The 18,312-nt window shown below is 40.6% G+C and carries 16 protein-coding genes; 9 read left to right on the forward strand and 7 right to left on the reverse strand.

The annotated features are described in order from the left end of the window. The first annotated feature begins 120 nt into the window (after positions 1-120). The 5 genes from LG307_RS05395 (at position 121) to yhbH (ending at position 5,591) form a co-directional block, all read left to right on the forward strand. On the forward strand, positions 121-1,011 hold the full coding sequence (locus LG307_RS05395) for an amidase domain-containing protein (protein ID WP_404448786.1): 891 nt from the start codon (positions 121-123) through the stop codon (positions 1,009-1,011). A gap of 66 nt (positions 1,012-1,077) precedes the next feature. Further along, positions 1,078-1,578 carry a tRNA (uridine(34)/cytosine(34)/5-carboxymethylaminomethyluridine(34)-2'-O)-methyltransferase TrmL gene (gene trmL / locus LG307_RS05400; protein ID WP_404450384.1) on the forward strand — a complete coding sequence of 167 codons (501 nt, stop codon included), beginning with the start codon at positions 1,078-1,080 and terminating at the stop codon, positions 1,576-1,578. A gap of 381 nt (positions 1,579-1,959) precedes the next feature. Then, positions 1,960-3,855, forward strand: a complete 1,896-nt coding sequence (locus tag LG307_RS05405; protein ID WP_404448787.1) for a PrkA family serine protein kinase — start codon at positions 1,960-1,962, stop codon at positions 3,853-3,855. A gap of 95 nt (positions 3,856-3,950) precedes the next feature. Then, the gene (locus LG307_RS05410) at positions 3,951-4,115 is read left to right on the forward strand and encodes a hypothetical protein (RefSeq protein WP_404448789.1); all 165 of its coding nucleotides are present in this window, start codon (positions 3,951-3,953) and stop codon (positions 4,113-4,115) included. Positions 4,116-4,421: 306 nt separating this feature from the next. After that, complete coding sequence (yhbH, locus tag LG307_RS05415) at positions 4,422-5,591, forward strand: sporulation protein YhbH (protein WP_404448791.1); 1,170 nt, start codon at positions 4,422-4,424, stop codon at positions 5,589-5,591. A gap of 82 nt (positions 5,592-5,673) precedes the next feature. Here the strand turns inward: yhbH and LG307_RS05420 are convergent, their stop codons facing one another. The 7 genes from LG307_RS05420 to LG307_RS05450 all read right to left on the reverse strand — a co-directional run bounded on the left by LG307_RS05420 (position 5,674) and on the right by LG307_RS05450 (position 12,414). Beyond that, on the reverse strand, positions 5,674-6,996 hold the full coding sequence (locus LG307_RS05420) for a hypothetical protein (RefSeq protein WP_404448793.1): 1,323 nt from the start codon (positions 6,994-6,996) through the stop codon (positions 5,674-5,676). Next, positions 6,996-7,688, reverse strand: coding sequence for a response regulator (locus LG307_RS05425; RefSeq protein ID WP_404448795.1), 693 nt, complete (start codon positions 7,686-7,688; stop codon positions 6,996-6,998). Before LG307_RS05425 ends, LG307_RS05420 begins: the two co-directional genes overlap by 1 nt. Next, positions 7,685-8,458 carry a sensor histidine kinase gene (locus LG307_RS05430; RefSeq protein ID WP_404448796.1) on the reverse strand — a complete coding sequence of 258 codons (774 nt, stop codon included), beginning with the start codon at positions 8,456-8,458 and terminating at the stop codon, positions 7,685-7,687. Before LG307_RS05430 ends, LG307_RS05425 begins: the two co-directional genes overlap by 4 nt. A gap of 102 nt (positions 8,459-8,560) precedes the next feature. Continuing rightward, positions 8,561-9,556 (reverse strand): ABC transporter ATP-binding protein, encoded by a 996-nt coding sequence (locus LG307_RS05435; RefSeq protein ID WP_404448798.1) that lies wholly within the window; start codon positions 9,554-9,556, stop codon positions 8,561-8,563. Between the two features lie 13 nt (positions 9,557-9,569). Beyond that, positions 9,570-10,565, reverse strand: coding sequence for an ABC transporter ATP-binding protein (locus LG307_RS05440; RefSeq protein ID WP_404448800.1), 996 nt, complete (start codon positions 10,563-10,565; stop codon positions 9,570-9,572). A gap of 15 nt (positions 10,566-10,580) precedes the next feature. Further along, positions 10,581-11,501 carry a nickel ABC transporter permease gene (nikB, locus tag LG307_RS05445; protein WP_404448802.1) on the reverse strand — a complete coding sequence of 307 codons (921 nt, stop codon included), beginning with the start codon at positions 11,499-11,501 and terminating at the stop codon, positions 10,581-10,583. Positions 11,502-11,517: 16 nt separating this feature from the next. Then, the gene (locus LG307_RS05450; RefSeq protein WP_404448804.1) at positions 11,518-12,414 is read right to left on the reverse strand and encodes an ABC transporter permease; all 897 of its coding nucleotides are present in this window, start codon (positions 12,412-12,414) and stop codon (positions 11,518-11,520) included. A 187-nt stretch (positions 12,415-12,601) separates the two neighbouring features. Between LG307_RS05450 and LG307_RS05455 the strand changes: the two genes are divergently transcribed. Genes LG307_RS05455 through LG307_RS05470 form a run of 4 tightly spaced genes read left to right on the forward strand, consistent with a single transcriptional unit; the run spans position 12,602 to position 18,266 of the window. Further along, positions 12,602-14,176: a glutathione ABC transporter substrate-binding protein gene (locus tag LG307_RS05455; protein WP_404448806.1), complete on the forward strand. Its 1,575-nt coding sequence runs from the start codon at positions 12,602-12,604 to the stop codon at positions 14,174-14,176. A gap of 13 nt (positions 14,177-14,189) precedes the next feature. Further along, the gene (locus LG307_RS05460) at positions 14,190-15,716 is read left to right on the forward strand and encodes a glutathione ABC transporter substrate-binding protein (RefSeq protein ID WP_404448808.1); all 1,527 of its coding nucleotides are present in this window, start codon (positions 14,190-14,192) and stop codon (positions 15,714-15,716) included. 50 nt (positions 15,717-15,766) lie between these two features. Next, on the forward strand, positions 15,767-17,008 hold the full coding sequence (locus tag LG307_RS05465) for an amidohydrolase (RefSeq protein WP_404448810.1): 1,242 nt from the start codon (positions 15,767-15,769) through the stop codon (positions 17,006-17,008). 16 nt (positions 17,009-17,024) lie between these two features. Further along, a complete protein-coding gene (locus tag LG307_RS05470; RefSeq protein ID WP_404448812.1) occupies positions 17,025-18,266 on the forward strand; it encodes an amidohydrolase in 1,242 nt (413 codons plus the stop codon). Positions 18,267-18,312 lie beyond the last annotated feature (46 nt).

An 18,312-nucleotide genomic window follows, 5' to 3' on the forward strand; every position in this document is an offset into this window, starting at 1 on the left:
CAAAACCAAGTTACCCAAAACCACTTCAAAAAAACCAAAATCAAATTCCTTTTCACATTTCCCAAGCCCCCTACATAAACATATCTACAAGGACCATAACCCAGTGAGAGGGGCAAGCCCATGAGAGATAAGCTAAAAGAACATATTCAGAACCGCCTCGATACTTATGTCTACCAAAGTAAGCAAACCAGCAGGACTATATTGAACGATGCTACTATAAAACAAAAGCAAGAAGCACATAAGCGCAGAGGAGCGGAGATAGTTAAGTGCAGTGCGACGGCTAGGATTCATTCGATACATGAGGATGAGCAACAGCGGGAGGCCAATGTTTTTTATGAGATTCACATTCGGTACCTCATTAAGCAAAAAGAAAATCTTTATCTGGAGGAAGAAGCAGATCAGCGTTATTCGCAGTGGATGGAGGGTGAGCTCAAACAAGATTTCTCCATTCAAGATGAGGGGGACCGGACTTCCCCTCGTTTTATTCCGCCGCAAGAGGAGGACGAAGAACTGCAGCCTCTTCGTTTCAAGTATAGCCGGATGGAAGCGGTGAGGTATGCGGAGCAGTATTGGAACAGTTATAATCCGCAGTTCAAGAAGTTTGAGGTTAATTGTACCAATTATATTTCGCAGTGTTTGTATGCTGGTGGGGCTCCGATGGTGGGGTATCCGAAAAAATCTGGCGGTTGGTGGATGCGGAATAGTGATTGGAGTTATACGTGGGCAGTGGCTCATGCACTAAGGTGGTATTTACCGAGCGCCAAGCAAGGCCTGAAAGCGAAAGAAGTAAGCAATGTCTCTCAGCTTATGCCTGGGGATGTGATTTGCTATGATTTTGAGGGAGACGGTCGCTTTGATCATAATACGATTGTGGTCGCCAAGGATGAGAATGGGGAGCCACTAGTCAATGCCAACACCTATAATTCTCGAATGAGGTATTGGAAATATGAAGATTCCACTGCATACACACCGAACATAAAATATAAATTTTTCCACGTCCAAGACCGTTAGTAGATACTTGATTCCAATGCGATAAAAAGGTATTGTTGTATAGGATGAAAGTGAATGAAATATGAGGTGACGATTGTGGGATTACATGTGGTATTATATCAGCCAGAGATTCCAGCTAATACAGGAAATATTGCTAGAACTTGTGCAGCTACGAACACAACATTGCATTTGATCAGACCGCTTGGTTTTTCAACGGACGATAAGATGTTGAAGCGTGCCGGGCTTGATTATTGGGAATTTGTAAATGTGGTTTATTATGATTCGTTGGATGAGTTGTTTGAAAAAAATAAAGAAGCGGAATTCTTCTATATTACGAAGTTTGGAATGAAGCCGCATACTTCTTTTGATTATAGCAACTTAGATAAAGATTACTTCTTTGTATTCGGTAGAGAAACCACCGGACTTCCAAAAGATTTAATTCAGAGTAACTTGGATCAATGTTTACGTTTGCCGATGACGAAGAATGTAAGGTCGTTGAATTTGTCCAATACTGCAGCGATATTAATATATGAAGCATTGCGTCAACAGGACTATCCAAATCTTTCTATAGAGTTTCCGGAAGCATAAGAAAAGAGAAGCCCTCCACCTTTCAAGCAGTAGTTGAAAGGTGGAGGGCTTCTTTATTTATTCGATTACTTTTTACGTGTGCCTGGGCGCTCGTTATAGCCAGCAGTGAAGATAGCTGTAAGGAATGCAATACATACGCCTAAGATTAAGAATCCAGATGTACCCATGTTTGGTTCCTCCTTATGTAGGTTTAGTTCATGTAAGCATACTATCTATATTATAGCCCAATGGACAAGTTATGTGAATGAATTCTGTGGATAATTTTTGACATTAGGATTTTTTCTTGCTCGCTTAAAAAAAGCATGTTTCATTCCCACTGAGCATAGAGTATATTAATCACGCAATCACGACTCTTGAAGCTGTAATAAAAGGGAGGTCCTTATGGAAATTTTACGTAAAATTGAAAAGTATCGGGAAGAAGAACAGAGGCTGAAGTGGGAAGGAACCTTCGGGCAGTACTTGGAGATTTTGAAAGAAGAACCATGGGTAGCTCAATCCGCACATTCACGGGTTTACAATATGATCAAAGACGCTGGGGTTGAAGAGGTCAATGGGCAGAGAAAGTATAATTTCTTTAGCAATGCCCTTTTTGGTTTAGAAGAAGCGTTGGAGCGGTTGGTGGAGGAGTATTTCCATCCGGCTGCGAAGAGATTGGATGTCAGGAAGAGGATCTTGTTATTAATGGGTCCTGTCAGTGGGGGGAAATCCACGCTTGTCACTATTCTTAAACGTGGACTTGAGCAGTACACTCACACCAATAGAGGAGCGGTATATGCGATTAAGGGCTGCCCGATGCATGAGGATCCGCTGCATCTAATTCCGCACCATCTGAGAGAGGATTTTTATAATGAGTATGGTGTTAGGATTGAAGGAAATCTGTCGCCATTAAATATGATGAGACTTGAAAAGGAGTATGGAGGCAGGATTGAAGATATGCTGGTGGAGCGCATTTTCCTGTCAGAGAATCAGCGTGTGGGGATTGGGACATTCAGCCCGTCTGACCCGAAATCACAGGATATTGCAGACTTGACCGGAAGCATTGACTTCTCGACAATTGCGGAGTTTGGATCTGAGTCTGATCCGAGGGCATATCGTTTTGACGGCGAGCTGAATAAGGCCAACCGCGGTATGATGGAGTTCCAGGAGATGTTGAAATGTGATGAGAAGTTCTTGTGGCATCTATTATCTTTAACACAGGAAGGGAATTTCAAAGCAGGACGATTCGCGTTGATCAGCGCGGATGAACTCATTGTGGCACATACGAATGAAACCGAATATCGTAGCTTTATTTCCAATAAGAAAAATGAGGCCTTGCATTCACGTATCATCGTGATGCCGGTACCATATAACTTAAGACTTTCTGAGGAAGAGAGAATTTATGAGAAGATGATCAATGAGAGTGATGTGGCGGACGTTCATATTGCTCCGCATACGCTTAGAGTGGCAGCGATGTTTACGATCCTTACTAGACTGAAAGAAGCAAAACGCGGCGATATCGATTTGGTTAAAAAGATGCGCCTGTATGATGGGGAGTCGGTGGAAGGGTTTAACTCTGTTGATGTACAGGAACTGAAGAAAGAGTATGCAGATGAAGGGATGAGTGGGATTGATCCACGTTATGTGATCAACCGTATTTCGTCCACCATCATTAGAAAAGAAATTCCATCCCTTAATGCCCTGGATGTTCTGCGGTCCTTAAAAGAAGGTTTGGATCAGCATGCATCGATCTCTAATGAAGATAGAGAAAGATTCTTAAACTTCATTTCTGTAGCGAGAAAAGAATATGATAACATTGCGAAGAAGGAAGTTCAGAAAGCATTTGTGTATTCGTATGAAGAATCTGCGAAAACTCTGATGGATAACTACCTCGACAATGTGGAGGCATACTGTAATAAGGCGAAGCTCCGAGATCCTCTCACTGGGGAAGAGATGGGTGCGGATGAGAAATTGATGCGTTCCATCGAGGAGCAAATTGGTATCTCTGAAAATGCGAAGAAAGCGTTCCGTGAAGAAATCCTTATCAGAATTTCTGCTTATGCTCGTAAAGGGAAGCGGTTTGATTACAACTCCCATGAGCGCTTAAGAGAAGCAATCCAGAAGAAGCTGTTTGCTGATCTGAAAGATGTCGTGAAGATTACAACATCTTCCAAGACTCCTGATGAAACACAGCTGAAGAAAATTAATGAAGTGGTGGCGCGCTTGATTGATGAGCATGGCTACAACTCCACTTCGGCTAACGATCTATTAAGATATGTAGGAAGCTTATTGAATAGATAATAGATGAAGCAGCGGAGCTCATGGCCGCTGCTTTTTTGGTTGTATAGGTTTGTTTTTCATAGATAAGGGGAACTTATAAGTAAGAGGTGATGACAATGAGTAAAGAAAAAACGTATGAACATATAGAAAATACAATGGCACCCAATGAGAAAGAAATGGAAAAGCTCGCAAAAGAAATGGAGCAGCTAAAGGAAAACAAAACGGACAGGGAACGCAGTCCGAAGCAACATGACCAAAATCCTGAAAATGAAAAAGAATAACCATACCTTCCAGAAATCTTGGGAGGTTTTTTATTGCTTATATAGTGATTCATCGTATAGTACGACCATATAGCAGCATAAATTTATTATTACTAACGATTCGTTGTACGCTTGTCTATTTCATTGAAATGCGCGCCTAATTATCTAAATAATCTGTCAATTATTTGAGGTATGTGCATAGGATAGAGTAACCAACCCTAATTGTCGCAAAGGTTGGATTCATTAAATTTCACCAAGATATTTTATGAAAATAGTGATGAAAAGGTTCCTAGAAACGTAAAATGAATTAAATAGGGAGGGATATCGATGACAATGTCAGATGATGCGAATTTTATAGTGTCCAAAGAGGATTGGTCCCTCCATCGAAAAGGCCACGACGACCAAAAACGCCATCAGGAAAAGGTCCAGGAGGCTATTAAAAATAACTTGCCAGATCTTATTACTGAAGAGAACATTGTAATGTCCAATGGCAGAGAGGTTGTCAAAATACCAATCAGGTCTTTAGATGAGTACAGAATTCGTTATAATTATGACAAAAACAAGCATGTTGGCCAAGGAGATGGAGACAGTCAGGTAGGGGATGTTGTAGCCAGGGACGGGTCGGGTCAGCAGAAGGGTCCAGGTAAGGGGCAAGGAGCGGGTGATCAGGCTGGAGAGGACTATTATGAGGCTGAAGTGTCCTTAATGGATCTTGAAGCGGCGCTTTTCAATCAGCTTGAGCTGCCAAACCTGCAACAAAAAGAGCGCGATGAGAACGTCATCGAGCACTATGAATTTAATGATATTAGACGCACAGGTCTTATGGGGAATATAGATAAGAAACGCACGATGATGTCTGCTTATAAACGGAATGCGATGACAGGTACAGCAAGCTTCCATCCGATCTATCAAGAAGATCTTAAATTTAAAACATGGAACGAAGTGGTGAAGCCGGATTCTAAAGCGGTTGTATTAATGATGATGGATACGAGCGGATCGATGGGCATGTGGGAAAAGTATATGGCGCGTAGCTTTTTCTTTTGGATGACACGCTTCCTACGGACCAAATATGAGACGGTGGATATTGAATTTATTGCCCATCATACAGAGGCAAAAGTGGTCAGTGAAGAGGATTTCTTTTCTAAAGGGGAAAGCGGAGGGACGATTTGTTCATCTGCATACCGAAAGGCACTAGAGTTGATTGACACAAAATACAATCCTACGCGTTTCAACATCTATCCATTCCATTTCTCGGATGGAGATAACTTGACTTCAGATAATCAGCGTTGCGTAAAATTGGTAGCGGAACTGATGAAGGTGTCCAATATGTTCGGGTACGGCGAAGTTAATCAATACAACAGGCATTCTACACTAATGTCGGCATATAAGAATGTCAGTGATGAGAAGTTCAGACATTACATTTTGAAGCAAAAGCCGGATGTATTTCATGCGATGAAAGAGTTTTTCAAGAAGGAGCAAAATAAAAAGTTTGCTTAAATGAAAACCAGCCGAGAGGGCTGGTTTTTCTTATGATATGGCTAGAATGTCGGGATTCGCTTTAGCCCAATTTGGTTTTCTCTTATAGTCCTTTTCGATTTTCCTCCCGAAAGGTTGATAGAAAGCGGAACAGCATGAAACAACCGCATAGGATTGTGGAAGTGAAAAAACTTACCCAGATTGCCCCTAAATGTCCTGCACTTGAAGAAGACAAAATGCTTAAAAGGATTGCAATGGCAGAGGTTGATGGAACAAAACTTGAAAGTCGATCACGGCTAAATATCATCCACAAGATTGGTGGTATCAAGGCTGCATAGATACTACCAAAAAAGAATAATAGCTCAATGAAAGTGGGAGATATAATAATCACAATTAAGTAGAGAAACAAACACTGCATTCCTGTTATCCAATAAGATAAGTGCCATTTATGTTGGTCACTTAAGGGTATCAATTCACTTATTGCGTTTTTCACAGTAAATACTGTCGTTGCATGAAGTTCTGCATTGAGAGTTGAAGAGATGGCACTAAAACAAAATAATAGAAATATTCCAATCAGTAAAGAAGAGTTTATGTTATAAACAAGCTGAAAAAGCAAAATTTTTACATCGTGGAAGCTTCCACTGTAGACAACCACTAACAACAAAGATGATAAAGACAAAGGAATGGTTGCCCATATGAAGCCAGTTAAGGTGAAGATGGTACGAATTCTGGACTGTTTTAACATATAGACTCTTTGCCAGGTTGCTCTATCAATTAAGACCTGTCCAAAACCAATTAGGATCCCCGTAAGTACAAAGAAAAACGTATCTATATTTTTCCAAAAGAGTAAGTAAGGATGGTAGAGTTGAACACCCTCATAGACTGGGTACACGCCATTTTGTATATAAAAATAAACAGGTATTAAGATGACGGCTGCAAAAATGAAGGCAATACTTATACCCGCAAATTGATGGATTCGTAGCATGCCTCCGAGTCCTGCGATAATAAAACAGAATGAGAAGAAAAAGAATAAGCTTATATATATGGGAACAGGGAAAATTAGAGAGAAAAGAATAGCTGCGCCTGTTGCTTGTACGAACATGGAATCCATCCCGGTAATAAGCAAAAGCAGTATGGTGTACCAGTATCCAAACGGATTTGTCTTTTCCTTTAGCAGATCCCCTATGGTTTGATGCATGGGGTAGCGCTTTCTTATATAAGTAGCGATAAATCCGAAAAGGATAAATGCAAAGGCGCCCATTAAAGAATACCCGAGTCCACCTAAAATACCATATTTAATAAGGGCCTCGGGGGAAGAAAGGATGGTGTTGCCTGTAACCCATCTAGAAAGCAAAGTAACAATTCCAAATCCGATGCCAAGTTGTAAAGTTCCCAATATGTAAACGGAATATTTCTTTTTGGTCATTAATTTGTTACCTCAACTTTATATTCACGTGGTGTTTTTCCATAATATCTTTTAAACTGTTGACTGAAATAGTGCTGGCTGTTAAAACCACATTCCTCAGCGATGGTGGAGATATGTAAATTTGGGTTTTTAGCCATTAAACCTGCAGCAGCTTCTATTCTATATTTGTTGAGATATTCAGAGAATCCAATTCCTACCTCCTCCATGAACTTACGACTGAAATAGATAGGGCTCATATGTATCTTTGAAGAAAGGTATGGCAGTGTGAGTTTATCTTTAAATTCCTGATGAATTATTGATAAAGCCTGTTGAATGGATGTGCTGTAATTTCCCCGATGCTTAAATTTATTTAACACTTCAACTAGTTCTTCTTCTATTAGCGGCTTTGTCAAGTAATCTGCCACACCAAGTTTAATAGAGGTTTGTGCATATTCAAATGTTTGAAAAGCTGTTACAATGATAAATTCCATATGTGTATGCTTAGTTTTTAATAGTTTGCCTAGTTCTAGACCATCTTTTCCCGGAAGGTGAATGTCTAGGAAGGATAGATCAATGTGCTGCTTTTCACAAATGTTTAATGCCTGTGCAGCATCAAATGCATGATAGACATTCCATTTAGGATAGTGTTTCTGGATTAGGAATGTTAGTTGTTCAATTTCTAGAGGTTCATCATCTACTAATATAATGTTCATTCTGCTTGACCTCCTTTTTTTAGATTGGTGGGGTATGATACAGGCCATGAAACAACAGCGCGTGTCCCGCCATGTTCATGGATCAGTTGAAAAGAAGCTTCTTCTTCTGTATACATATGGTGTAATCTTCTTTTGATGTTAGTAAGGCCGTGTCCAGGGGCATCATTATGATTGTTTAGATGTACACCTTCAGAACTGTTCCAAACCGATAATATTACATGGGAATTAGAGAGGGTTAATGTGATATTTAATTGTGCTTCACCTGGATATTTCTCAAAAGAATGCTTAAAAGCATTTTCTACAAGGGTTTGTAAAAGAAAAGGTAGGATAGCTACTTGCTTTACTTGTTCTTCCATTTCAATTGTGTAGGTGAGACGAGATTGGAATCGTATTTTTTGAATCTCAAGATAATAACTGGAGTATTCCAATTCTTCAGCCACCGTACAAATAGATTGATTGGACTTATACTTCACTTTTAAGAACTTGGAAAACACTTCGATTGCCCTTATTAATTCTCCCATTCTATTAAGTCTAGCAAGACTTAGGATGGAATTGAGTGTATTAAAAAAGAAGTGAGGTTCAATTTGTTGGTTTAATTGAAAATATTTAGCTTCCTGGAGTTCCTTTTCTAAAACTAATTTGTTTGCTTGATTTTCTAATAGGTCAATTCTTTTTTCAAAAATAAATAAAAACAATAAAGTAAAAGCTCCCACTAAAGGAGCAAGTACACAGAACATTACATAAAGAGAAAAATCCTCTATCTGGAGCATGGAAAAAACCCCCTTGTGAAACGGAAAAGGGAGGTGAGAAAAAACCTCCGCTATTCATTCTTTCTATTATTTTAATTCAAATCATACAATTGTAAATGGTTATTATTTTACAAGATGACAGCTTACATAATGTTGGCTGTTCCATTCTTTTAATGGAGGCTCTACCTTTTTACATATATCATTAGCCAACGGGCACCGGGAATGGAACCTGCATCCCGTTGGTGGATCGATTGGGGAAGGAACATCTCCTTTAAGTACAATCTTTTCTTTTGTTGCATCTAAATCGGTTGTAGGAATAGCCGAGAGAAGTGCTTGAGTATAGGGGTGTTGTGGCCTTTCAAAAATACTTTTCTTTTCGGCTATCTCCACAATTTTCCCCAGGTACATGACCATGACCCTATCAGAAATATGCCGAACGACACTAAGGTCATGTGAAATGAACAAGTAAGTCAAGCCAAAGTCTTTTTGTAAAACCTTTAGTAGGTTCAGGATTTGCGCTTGAATGGAAACATCAAGTGCAGAAACGGCTTCATCACAAATGATTAATTTTGGATTTACTGCTAAGGCACGGGCGATACCGATACGCTGCCGCTGTCCACCGCTGAATTCATGTGGATATCGATTCAATGCCTCTGGTGGCAAGCCTACACACTCGAGTAATTCAAGCATCCGTTCCATTCTCTTCTCCTTTGGGACCACCTGTTGGATGGACATGGCTTCATTCAATGTTTGTTTGATGGTTCTTCTTGGATTAAGTGAAGCAAATGGATCTTGGAAGATTACTTGTAAATCTGCGCGCACCTTTCTCATTTCTGTATTGGATATTCGAACAAGATCTTTATCATCGAACACGATTTCCCCGTCAGTCGGCTGTTCAAGGCGGAGGATGGACCGTCCTGTTGTCGATTTCCCACAACCTGACTCTCCGACGATACTTAATGTTTCCCCTTCCATCAGTTCAAAGGAAATATCGTCCACCGCTTTGACAAATGACTTTGGTTTGAAAAGCGAGTCTTTTTTTATGGGAAAATATTGCTTGAGGTTTTTAACAGATAAAAGTATACGTTTTGTTTCTTTTTTTGTGACTAGCTCCATCATGCTGTCCCCTTTCTTAAACAACTGATTTTTTCCATTCCTTTGAGTACATCCAACAGCGAACTTGCCCTTCTCCCGCTTGAGTGACGGTAAGTTCTGGTGCTTTTGTGGTGCATAGTGCTATTGCGTGAGGACAGCGGTTGGCAAACCGACAGCCTTGGACCTGTGAAAAGGGACTTGGAACGTTACCGCTAATTGTTGGTAAATATTCATGGTCTTCGTTTATTTTTGGCAAAGAAGCCAATAGACCTTGGGTATACGGGTGTTTCGGATTTCTAAAAAGCTCTTCTTTAGAAGCATATTCTACAACGTTCCCAGCATACATAACGACTACTGTATCACAGGTTTCTGCCACAACTCCAAGGTCATGAGTGATCATCATGACCCCCATTCCAAGTTTTACTTGCAATTCCTTAATTAATTTGAGAATTTGTGCTTGTATGGTTACATCCAATGCAGTGGTTGGTTCATCGGCGATGAGAACTTCAGGTGAGCAGGCTAGTGCCATGGCAATCATCACCCTTTGCCTCATACCGCCACTCAATTGAAATGGCTCTTGCTTTGCGCGTTTCTCAGGAGAAGGAATACCTACAAGACGCAGCATTTCCACCGCTTTTTTCCAAGCATCTTTTTTACTGAGTTTTTCATGGAGTCTAATGCCTTCTGCTATTTGTTCTCCCACACTGATAACTGGATTAAGAGATGTCATCGGTTCCTGAAAAATCATGGAGATGTCATTGCCACGTATTTTTCTCAGTTGATTTTCAGTCATATTCACAAGGTCCTGACCTTTATATAATATAGAGCCTTCCACTATTCTTCCGGGAGGGGAGGGGATCAGCCTCAAAATAGAAAGGGAGGTAATACTTTTCCCGCAACCTGATTCCCCGACAATTCCCAAGGTCTCCCCTTTGTGCAAAACTAGATTTACTCCATCTACCGCTTTGCTAGTTCCTTTATTTGAGAAAAAATGAGTTTTTAGCCCTTTTACTTCAAGTAGTTTTTCAGTCATCTCATTTCACTCCTTTTAGTTTAATTCAATTCGTTTATTAAAAATGCGATAAAGTAAATCGACCAATAGATTAACAAGGACGAAGATAATAGAAGCAACAAGTACTCCACCTTGTACCATCGGCAAATCTCGCATTCTGATAGATTCCACGATCAATCTTCCCAGCCCGTTGATGGCAAAGATGGATTCTGTCAGAACAGTACCGCCAAGCAATGCTCCAAATTGGAGTCCTACTACCGTGATGACAGGAATTAAAGCATTTCGCAAAGCATGTTTAGAAATGATAATTTGTTCCCGAAGTCCCTTTGCACGCGCAGTTCTAATGTAATCCTGCCTAATGACTTCGAGCATACTTGATCTGGTCATCCTTGCAACTATTGCAGCGCCTCCAGCACCAAGTGTGAGGGCGGGGAGGATGATGTGCTGCCAACTATCCCAGCCTGCTACCGGCAGGATTTGAAGCTTGACGGAGAATATATACATGAGCATAAGGCCAAACCAAAAACTTGGTATGGAGATCCCGATGAGGGCAATTAACATGACTGACAAATCAGAGACGGAATAAGGCTTGATGGCAGAAATGATTCCCGCCGCCATTCCTAATACAATAGTTATGAGGATACTGAAAAGAGCTAATTCCATCGTAATAGGGAGTCTTACCAAGATTTCGTCTAATACAGGCTTATTGTTTTTTATGGATACTCCAAGATCTCCTTTGAAAATGTTCGTTAAATAATCAAAGTATTGGATATATAGCGGTTGATTTAACCCCAATTGAGTCCTTATCTCTTCTATTGTTTCTTTTGAAGCTCCTTCACCTGCCAAGAGAACAGCTGGATCTCCAGGGACCATCTGCATAATTAAAAAGACAACCAAAGTTACGCCTATTAGTACGGGAATCATTTGAACTAATCGTTTTATTAAGAAAGAAATCATCCTGTTACCTCCTTTTTTATTTCATTCTTGGATCTAAAGCATCGCGAAGGCCATCTCCGAAAATATTAAAACCTAAAACTAAAATGGAGATGGCAAGTCCCGGAAATAGGGCCATATAGGGTGCGCTAAATAAGAAATCTCTTCCACTGCTAAGCATGGTTCCCCATTCTGGTGAAGGTGGCTGGGCTCCAAGTCCTAAAAAGGACAAACCTGCTGCTGATAAAATGGCAGTGGCCAATCTTAATGAACCCTGTACGATGATCGGGGAGAGAATATTTGGGAGGATATGAATGAAAATAATCGTTATATCCCTTGCTCCCAACGAACGGATCGCATCAATATATTCTAGCTTCTTAACTTCCAATGTAGAGCCCCTTACTATACGGGCAAATAAAGGAACAGAGAATACCCCCACTGCAATGGTCACGTTCATTAAACTGGGACCTAATGCGCTGATAATTGCCAAAGCCAAAAGAATACCTGGAAAAGCAAGCATTACATCAATTATTCTCATTACAATGGAGTCAACCCACCTGCCGTAGTAACCGGCAACTAATCCAAGCACAATCCCAAATACCGCCCCAAACAGTACAGAGGCAAAGCCGACACCCATCGATAAGCGGGAACCATAAATAATTCTGCTAAGAATATCCCTTCCTTTATCATCCGTTCCCATCCAATGGTCTATGGAGGGGGACTGCATGCGATTGTCTAAGTTGATTTCATATGGATCATAAGGTGCCAACCAAGGTGCAAATGCAGCCACTGCCAAATAAAATAAAATGATGACTCCACCTGCCACTGCTGCTTTGTTTCTAAATAGTTTATAAATGATGTCCTTCCATTTTTCTAACCGAGGATTACTCGTTTCCTCTGCAAGAATTGTTTCTCCCGTCTTTACTTGAACTTCCATTGAATGTCCTCCCTTACAAGTGTTGTGTTTAAAATTATCAAAATTTCAAACAAAGTAAATGATTTTAAAGCAAGATGTCAAAATATTTTAAAAACAAGTAAATATTCTGAAAATAAAATGTGATTCTTTTTTTTATAATGCAACTATGCACGAAATTCAAGAGAATCCAATGGAGGGGGAGATTGAAATGGAGAAGAACAGAATGTTAAGAAATTTAATCATGTTTTTCGTATTAGCCTTTATGGTGTCCATTATGGGTGCTTGTTCAACGTCTTCGAACAGTTCAAATGGTTCTGAGAACAATGCCCGGTCGGAAGAAACGGGGGGAAGCTTAGTTATCGCGCGTCTTTCTGATGCCACCAGGTTAGATCCACACTTTATCACAGACATACCTTCTGCCAATATCATCTATCAAAAAGTATATGAAACATTGGTGGTGCCGAATAAGGATATGGAGTTAGAACCATTGCTTGCTACTGAATGGAAACAACTTGATGAGGTAACATGGGAGTTTTCATTAAAAGAAGGAGTGAGTTTTCATGATGGGACTCCTTTTAACGCAGAGGCGGTGAAAGTAACATTCGATCGTGTTTTAGATCCAGAAACAGGTTCACCTCAGCGTGAAAAATTATCGATGATTAAGGAGATTGAAATAGTGGACGAGTATACCGTGCATATGCACCTTGATTATCCATATGCTCCGTTGCTATCCATCCTTGCAAGTAACGAGGGAAGCATCATATCCCCTAAGGCGATTAAAGAAAATGAGGATTCATTATCCCAACATCCAGTAGGAACAGGGCCATTTATTTTTGAATCTTGGAATACCGGTCAGGACATTACTTTAATAAAGAATCCTTCATATTGGGGGCAAGAGCCAACTTTGGAGGAAGTGATTTTTAAAGTAGTACCTGAAGATGCAACGAGGCTTGCACTAATTGAAACCGGAGAAGCACATGTTTCTGATCAGGTTCCAGTAACAGAACTAGATCGTATTGAGAATTCGAATTCTATGAACTTATATCGTACAGAGGGACTTGGAGTAGAATATATCGGCTTCAATGTAGAAAGTAAGGCAGTAAAAGATGTGCGTGTCCGAAAAGCGATCAGTCACGCTATTGAAAGAGAAGCTATTCTAAAAGGTGTTTATAACAATGTTGGGACGTTAGCAAATTCAGCTATGAGCCCAAAAGTTTTTGGTTACAGTGAAAACATCCAGGCATATGAATACGACATAAATAAAGCAAAAAAATTACTGAAAGAAGCAGGCTATAAGGACGGTTTATCACTGAACCTGCTTACTAGCGATAGGAAAGAACGCATTAATATGGCAGAAGTGATCCAGTCCCAATTGAAAGGGATAGGAGTGGATGTTTCTATTCAGGTTTTGGAATATGGGGCATATTTAGAAATGATTGATAAAGGTGACCATGACTTGTTTATTGGGGGATGGGGTAATGCAACAGGTGATGGAGATTATAATCAATACAATCTTTTCCATACGGCATCGCAAGGACCACCAGGCAATCATTTTTATTACAGCAATGAAGAAGTAGACACTATTATTGAAGAAGCCAGGGAAGAAATGGATCAGGAAAAACGTAAAGAACTATATGAGAAAGCGATGCAGATCCAAATGGAGGATGCCGTGTACGTTCCGATAAGAAACTATGAACACTTGGCTGTCTATACAAAAGGGGTTGAAGGAATTTGGTTAAACGCCTCTAATTACATTATGCTAAACGACGTCACCATTAAGTAGAAGGGGGAAAGACATGAAATCGACCATCTTATTAATACTAACATTGCTATTAATTATTAGTGGTTGTTCCACTTCAAGCAGTCAAATGGAGACTTCTTCCGCCAAGGATACATTGACGGTCGTCCGTTTATCGGACGCTACCAAGCTTGATCCACACTTCATCACAGACATTTCAAGTGCTAATATCCTCTATCAAAAGGTATATGAAACGCTTGTTGTGCCTGACTTGGACATGAAGCCCCAGCCAGGATTGGCCAAGGAATGGGAACAAATTGATGATGTCACGTGGGAGTTTGTTTTAAGGCAAGGTGTATATTTCCATGATGGGATGAAATTTAATGCCGAGGCTGTAAAGGCAACGTTTGAAAGGTTGCTTGATCCTGAAACAGCATCCCCACAAGCTGAAAAACTTGGGATGATTGATGAAATAGAGGTTATCGATGAATATACAGTTCGTTTTCATCTATCAGCTGCCTATGCCCCGCTGTTGTCCATTCTAAGTGCAAGTGAGGGAAGTATCATCAGTCCGAAAGCGCTCTCAGAGAATCCAAAGAAACTTTGGGAACACCCAGTAGGCACAGGGCCATTCGTATTTGATTATTGGAAGGCAGGGCAGGAAATATCCTTAAAGAAAAATGAGGAATACTGGGGAGATAAGCCAAAGATAAATCAGGTTGTGTTTAAAGTAGTGCCGGAAGACACCACTAGGCTTGCCATGATTGAGACCGGAGAAGCGCATGTTAATGATCAGGTTCCAATTACAGAGATTGAAAGAATTGAAGCTTCGGAGACATTGAATCTATACCGGGCAGATGGGTTAGGGATAGAGTTTCTTGGCTTTAATGTACAAAAAGCACCGTTTGATCAATTGAATGTTCGAAAAGCGATAACGCAGGCTATTGACAGAAAGGCAGTTCTAGAAGGTGTCTTCCAGAACTCTGGAATGCTTGCCAATTCTCCAATGAGTCCAAAGGTATTTGGATACAGTGATGACGTTAAACCCTATGAATATGATTTAGAGAAAGCCAAAGCTTTATTGCAAGAGGCTGGATTAGAAGGGCTGAAGGTCACCATTACCACCAATGATCGCAAAGAGCGTATAAATGTAGCAGAAGTCGTACAATCTCAACTGAAGAAAATAGGGATCGAGGCGGAAGTGGAAGTACTAGAATGGGGAGCGTATATAGAAGCATTAAATAATGGCGAGCACGAAATGTTCGTTGGTGGATGGGGAAATGCCACGGGAGACGGAGATTACAATCAATATAATGTATTCCACTCCTCTTCGCATGGGGGAGCAGGTAACCATACCTATTACCATAACCCTGAAGTTGATCGAATCATAGAGGACGCCAGAAAAGAAATAGATGAAGAGACTAGAAGAAGCCTTTATGAACAGGCAATGAAACTGGAAATGGAAGATGCAGCTATGATACCGCTCAGATACTACGAACATCTAGCTGTCTACCATAAAGATGTAGAGGGAATTGTAATCAGCCCTGTTAACTACATCCTTCTAAACGATATCACTATAAAATAATGACATGGTTAGGGCCTAGTAACTAGGCCTTCCAACTAGGAGGAAAAGAGATGAATAGAAACAGTTATTGGCTGAAGAATGTGCGAATAGAAGCGGGATTTGAACAAGAGGATAATCGCTTGAAAACATTGACTGAAATGGTTCACTTAAAAGTAGTAGAAGGGAAAATTGCTGCACTATCCCAGGAGCAGCCCAAGGATAATCTTCCTGAAAAGGACGCGAAAGGGTTACTTCTGCTTCCTTCTTTAAAAGAAATGCATATTCATATCGATAAAACTTACTATGGAGGTCCATGGAAAGCTTGCACACCAATAACCAACGGTATTTTCACAAGAATTGAAGAAGAAAAAAAACTACTCCCACAGCAATTGGCAACAGCTCAGGAAAGAGCAGAGAAAGTAATTGAATTATACCTAAAGCACGGCCATTCCCATATACGAACTCATTGTAATATCGATCCCTCTATCGGATTGAAGAATTTAGAAGCCACATTGAATGCTGTAAATAAATACAAAGATGTGATGACATTTGAAATTGTTGCCTTTCCTCAGCATGGGTTACTGCGAAGTGAAGTTGCACCCTTAGTCAAGGAAGCAATGGAAATGGGGGCTACACATGTCGGTGGGGTGGACCCGGCGACCATAGACAGGAATATAGAGAAATCACTCGACACCATCTTTGATATTGCAGTGCAGTCTGGTTCATCAGTAGATGTGCATATTCATGATGCGAACAGCCTTGGCGCTTTCACTTTTGAGCGGATGGCTCATTATACAAAACAAGCTGGCCTTCAGGGCAGAACGACCATCAGTCATGCCATCGCATTAGGGGACTTGGAGACTGTCCAGCTTGAGGAAACGGTAAAGATGTTAGTGGATAATAAAATAGATGTGACCACCACCGTTCCCATTAATCGCCCGACTATTCCAATTCCATTATTAACCCAAATGGGATTGATGGTTTCTCTGGGCCATGACAGTATTACGGACCATTGGTCCCCTTTTGGTACTGCCAACACTATTGAAAAAATGTGCGTACTTGCAGAACGATTCAGACTTATTGATGAAAAATCTCTATCTTCCTTGGTTCAATATGGTACAGGGGGAATCAACTCACTAAGTGCTGCAGGTGAACGACAATGGCCAAAGATTGGAGACGATGCTTCCATGATATTAGTGGATGCAAGTTGTTCAGCAGAAGCGGTTGCAAGGCGTACGGATGTAAAGGCCCTTTTCTATAAAGGCAAAGAAGTGAAACCGATGGAAATGGAAAAACAACCGATAGCAAAATAAGAGTGGAGGGATAATAATGAAAGAGACATTTTGGCTAGTCAATGTAAAATTGGAGACAGGCTTCAGTACTTTAGAAAATGAAGCATATAAAACGGAAACAACCTTATATTCCATAAAAATCGAAGAAGGTATTTTCAAAGAAATACAAGAACAGCCATTTGAAATACCAACTGGAGAGATCAAAAGAGATGCAACTGGACTTCTTGCCCTTCCTTCGTTCAAAGAGATGCACAACCATCTGGACAAGACATACCTCTCACTTGATTGGAAGGCACCAATCCCTGTAAAGAACCTAAAAGAAAGACTTCATCATGAAGCTCTTGAATTAGGGGAACTTGCCCCAACCACAAAGCAGCGTGCAAGTAAAATGATAGAGATGATCCTAAGTAAAGGATCGACACATATACGCACACATGTAAATATCGATCCTTACATTGGTCTTCAAAACCTGGAAGGGGTAAAAGAAGCCCTAGAAGACTATAAGGATTACCTCAGCTATGATATTGTTGCCTTTCCACAACACGGGATGTTAGAACATAAAGAAGTCATTCCATTAATGAAAGAGGCCATGCGTACGGGAGCAACGATTGTAGGGGGATTAGACCCTGCAGGAATTGATAAGAATATTGAAAAATCACTATATGAAACAATGAACTTGGCAAAGGAGTTTAATGCAGAAATTGATATTCACTTGCATGACCATGGGCACGTCGGCTTTTATACAATTGATAAATTAGTAGAGATGGTGGAAGAGGCAAACTGGAAAAGCCGCGCAGCTGTAAGCCATGCCTTCAGTCTAGGTGATGTCCCTGAAACACAAGCACGTGAAATGGCAGAGTATCTGGGAGAAAATGGTGTGGCAATCATGTCAACGATTCCTATTAATCGTGTTATTCCACCAATAGATTTACTTGATCAATTTAACGTTCCTGTTTATTTAGGGTGTGATGGCTTCTTCGATTCATGGGGCCCATTTGGGAACGGGGATGTTTTGGAAAAGGTAAAACGGTACTGTGAAAGAACAAAACGAATAGATGAGAAAGCGTTATCTTACTCCCTTAAGTGGGCTACCGGGGGCCAGACCCCTCTTTCCACAAGTGGGGAAATGCAATGGCCAAAAGTGGGAGATGAGGCGTCCCTAGTACTGATGGATGCAACGTGTTCAGCTGAGGCGATTGCCAGGCTTCCAAGAAGAAAATCGGTTTATTTTAAAGGTAAGGAAGTTTACCAAGATGCGTTCCATTTACAATATAGTTAATGTGTCAATTCCCACAGAAATGTGGGAATTTTTCTTAGGGGGCATG

The sequence above is a fragment of the Sutcliffiella horikoshii genome (genome assembly GCF_044809035.1).
GTDB classification, from domain to species: domain Bacteria; phylum Bacillota; class Bacilli; order Bacillales; family Bacillaceae_I; genus Sutcliffiella_A; species Sutcliffiella_A horikoshii_G.

Excerpts from the sequence above, each read along its gene's own strand:
- LG307_RS05395 (WP_404448786.1), top strand. The coding sequence starts at position 121 with ATGAGAGATAAGCTAAAAGAACATATTCAGAACCGCCTCGATACTTAT.
- LG307_RS05405 (WP_404448787.1), top strand. The coding sequence starts at position 1,960 with ATGGAAATTTTACGTAAAATTGAAAAGTATCGGGAAGAAGAACAGAGG.
- LG307_RS05410 (WP_404448789.1), top strand. The coding sequence starts at position 3,951 with ATGAGTAAAGAAAAAACGTATGAACATATAGAAAATACAATGGCACCC.
- yhbH (WP_404448791.1), top strand. The coding sequence starts at position 4,422 with ATGACAATGTCAGATGATGCGAATTTTATAGTGTCCAAAGAGGATTGG.
- LG307_RS05420 (WP_404448793.1), bottom strand. The coding sequence starts at position 6,996 with ATGACCAAAAAGAAATATTCCGTTTACATATTGGGAACTTTACAACTT.
- LG307_RS05425 (WP_404448795.1), bottom strand. The coding sequence starts at position 7,688 with ATGAACATTATATTAGTAGATGATGAACCTCTAGAAATTGAACAACTA.
- LG307_RS05430 (WP_404448796.1), bottom strand. The coding sequence starts at position 8,458 with ATGCTCCAGATAGAGGATTTTTCTCTTTATGTAATGTTCTGTGTACTT.
- LG307_RS05435 (WP_404448798.1), bottom strand. The coding sequence starts at position 9,556 with ATGATGGAGCTAGTCACAAAAAAAGAAACAAAACGTATACTTTTATCT.
- LG307_RS05440 (WP_404448800.1), bottom strand. The coding sequence starts at position 10,565 with ATGACTGAAAAACTACTTGAAGTAAAAGGGCTAAAAACTCATTTTTTC.
- nikB (WP_404448802.1), bottom strand. The coding sequence starts at position 11,501 with ATGATTTCTTTCTTAATAAAACGATTAGTTCAAATGATTCCCGTACTA.
- LG307_RS05450 (WP_404448804.1), bottom strand. The coding sequence starts at position 12,414 with ATGGAAGTTCAAGTAAAGACGGGAGAAACAATTCTTGCAGAGGAAACG.
- LG307_RS05455 (WP_404448806.1), top strand. The coding sequence starts at position 12,602 with ATGGAGAAGAACAGAATGTTAAGAAATTTAATCATGTTTTTCGTATTA.
- LG307_RS05460 (WP_404448808.1), top strand. The coding sequence starts at position 14,190 with ATGAAATCGACCATCTTATTAATACTAACATTGCTATTAATTATTAGT.
- LG307_RS05465 (WP_404448810.1), top strand. The coding sequence starts at position 15,767 with ATGAATAGAAACAGTTATTGGCTGAAGAATGTGCGAATAGAAGCGGGA.
- LG307_RS05470 (WP_404448812.1), top strand. The coding sequence starts at position 17,025 with ATGAAAGAGACATTTTGGCTAGTCAATGTAAAATTGGAGACAGGCTTC.